Origin of the sequence: Shigella sp. FC1967, assembly GCF_001743005.1 — a bacterium.
Classification (GTDB): domain Bacteria; phylum Pseudomonadota; class Gammaproteobacteria; order Enterobacterales; family Enterobacteriaceae; genus Proteus.
Map to the genome: position 1 here is coordinate 1 of NZ_MIIZ01000837.1, position 2,691 is coordinate 2,691.

The 2,691-nt window shown below is 29.3% G+C and carries 4 protein-coding genes; 3 read left to right on the plus strand and 1 reads right to left on the minus strand.

Going from position 1 to position 2,691, the window contains the following annotated elements; genetic code table 11:
* Nucleotides 1-110: 110 nt before the first annotated feature.
* The gene (locus tag BHE89_RS14240; protein ID WP_286146160.1) at nucleotides 111-371 is read right to left on the minus strand and encodes a helix-turn-helix domain-containing protein; all 261 of its coding nucleotides are present in this window, start codon (nucleotides 369-371) and stop codon (nucleotides 111-113) included.
* Between the two features lie 739 nt (nucleotides 372-1,110).
* Between BHE89_RS14240 and BHE89_RS14245 the strand changes: the two genes are divergently transcribed.
* From BHE89_RS14245 to BHE89_RS14255, 3 genes are all read left to right on the plus strand, one after another.
* Nucleotides 1,111-1,530 carry a zinc metalloprotease gene (locus tag BHE89_RS14245; protein WP_128860569.1) on the plus strand — a complete coding sequence of 140 codons (420 nt, stop codon included), beginning with the start codon at nucleotides 1,111-1,113 and terminating at the stop codon, nucleotides 1,528-1,530.
* A 160-nt stretch (nucleotides 1,531-1,690) separates the two neighbouring features.
* Complete coding sequence (locus tag BHE89_RS14250) at nucleotides 1,691-2,173, plus strand: M10 family metallopeptidase C-terminal domain-containing protein (RefSeq protein ID WP_128860571.1); 483 nt, start codon at nucleotides 1,691-1,693, stop codon at nucleotides 2,171-2,173.
* Nucleotides 2,142-2,543, plus strand: a complete 402-nt coding sequence (locus BHE89_RS14255; RefSeq protein ID WP_171742507.1) for a calcium-binding protein — start codon at nucleotides 2,142-2,144, stop codon at nucleotides 2,541-2,543. The genes BHE89_RS14250 and BHE89_RS14255 overlap by 32 nt, the downstream gene beginning before the upstream one ends.
* The last annotated feature ends 148 nt before the right edge of the window (nucleotides 2,544-2,691 follow it).

Consider the following 2,691-nt stretch of genomic DNA (forward strand, 5'->3'; position numbering starts at 1 on the left):
TAGCATTTCAATTAATGTTTTTGTCATAACAATCAGAAGTTAATAAGTAAGAGAAAGGCTCAAAGTGGGTATAGATATGTGAAGATTGGGTTTCAAGTTGGCGCATTCGTTCAAAAAAAACCATTTGCACTTGAATAATATTCAGTATTAATACCCAACAAACTGGTTAACGAGGTATTTAATAATCTAGCAAGATTATCAAGTGTCTCAATTTTAACAATTTCGCCTTTTTCTAATCGATATACAGCAGCACGAGAAATGCCTAAGCTTTCTGCTACATCTTCAGCTTTTAATGAAGAGGCTATGCGGTAAGCACGCAAACGATAGCCAATAGCTTGGTAATCTATTTTTTCTCTAGGTATGTAAGGCATATTTATAATTGGCTCCTAAATGCACAAAGTACCAAGGTAAACAACGGCACAACAATAAGATATTAGTTCAGATAGTTTAAATTAAACCCAAAATAAAAAGAATCACCTTTCTCACAATGAGGTAAATAAAAGAAGTTTGCAGTAAAAAGTTAGTCTATATCAATAAACCTGTCTCCTAGCAGGCAACCTCACCAGGGTTAACGTAGTAAAATTTAACAATAAAAAAACAAAAAGTGCTGTTAATGGATATAACAGCACTTTTTTTATTCATCATTATTTTATTGATAAACACATATTAACTCAATAAAACAGTAATCAGACATATATAAATAGCTCATTTAATAAGCTATCTAATTTAGATGTAAATACATAAAAGTATACGCCACCATTATTCTATAATAATCAATTTTTATCACCTTACACCCCAATAAAAATTCACAAGATTAATTAATTTCAAAATAATTAAAAAAATTTCATTTTTTTTGAAAGGCATTTAGTGGGTTATCGATAAAACTAATAACGATTAAAAAAAGAGGATAAATTAATCATGAATAAATATTTTAAAAATATATATCACCTAATTTAAATTGTATTTATAATATAAATGAAAAATAAAATGAAAACACTTGGTAAGTGGGAAAAATTATAATATTGAAAAAAGGTTATACTGAAATTACCTATAGCTTTCCTAATTGGTCAGCATTAAGAGGTGATAAATATAAAAACATGACAACATTTAATGATAAAGGAAAAGATTTTAGTTAGAGCAAAGCTCCAGCAGTGGGAAGATGTTGCCAATATTAAATTCATAGAAGTAAGCGACGAAAAAGATACAGACCTGAAATTTGGTATGTATAATAATCTTAGTGAGATTGGAAATTATAGAAGCCATTCCGTAAGAGGATTTGCCTTTCATCCAAATAATATAGAAAAAAAGTATAAAATAGCAGAAAGCAAAATAGAGAAAGTTGAAGATTATACGTTCAGTGGACAAGTTTGGATAAACATGTCTGATATGAATATTGAATATATTACTAAATCGACAATAACTCCAGAACAACAAATAAAAAGTAAATTATTTTTAAATCTAAAAGCAGATATTATTGAATATTCAATTGAAGAACATGATAAATATTATATTCTATTAAAAAATAAATAATGCTCGAGCTCATATTGATGATAGTAAAAATGTATTAAAAGAAGAACCCTACACTCAGAAAGCAATTAGTCACGAAATAGGTCATGCTCTTGGTCTACATCATACATTTACTCGACAACAATCAATTGATTGTGAGGAAAACACCTATAAATATTCAATAATGGCGTATAACGTTCCAGACTCTAGCGATGCTGATCATCAAGGGATGCATCCTTTAACACCGCAATTAATGGATGTTTACGCTATTCAAGCAACATATGGGCAGAATAAATCCACACACATTGGCAATACCATTTATGGTTTTAATTCTAATACAAAAAAAGATTATTATTCATTAAAAACATCTGAAGACAAAATTATTGCATGTATTTGGGATGCTGGCGGAATAGATACATTCGATTTTTCAAAATATACCGTTGACCAAAAAATAGATCTTAGTGAAGGCGGTTTTTCTGATGTAGGAGGATTACGTGCCAATATTTCTATTGCCTATGATACGGTTATTGAAAATGCAATCGGAGGCAGTAAATCTGATATTATCTCTGGAAATGATGCTAATAACAAACTATCTGGTCAGTGTGGTGATGACACGTTATATGGTAAAGGAGGTAATGATTTTTTTATATGGTGGAGAAGGAAATGATTATCTTTACGGAGAACAAGGTGATGACTATTTATATGGAGAACAAGGTGATGATTATCTAATAGGTTCTGATGGCAACGATTACCTATATGGTGGAGAAGGAAATGATTACCTTTGGGACTCAGCTGGAAATAATATGCTTGATGGCGGCTTAGGCAATGATATTTTAATTAGTAGTAAAGGTGATGATGTACTTTATGGGGGTGAAGGTAATGATTATTTAGATGCAGGAATGGGTAATAACAAATTAACTGGCGGTACAGGTTATGATACATTTAGTTTTAATATCGAAAATAATGATTCCTCAAATTTAATTACTGATTTTGAATCTGGCATTGATAAAATATTTTTATATAAAAAAAACAGATGATGGTAATATTACAAAAAAAATCAACATTGTTAATTCTAATCATTTAAATAACAATGAGGGTAATCTTTATTATGACAATGTAAATAATATTACCAATTTAAAAATAAACACAGCGAATTCACACCTCAATATTTAAATATTAACTTAA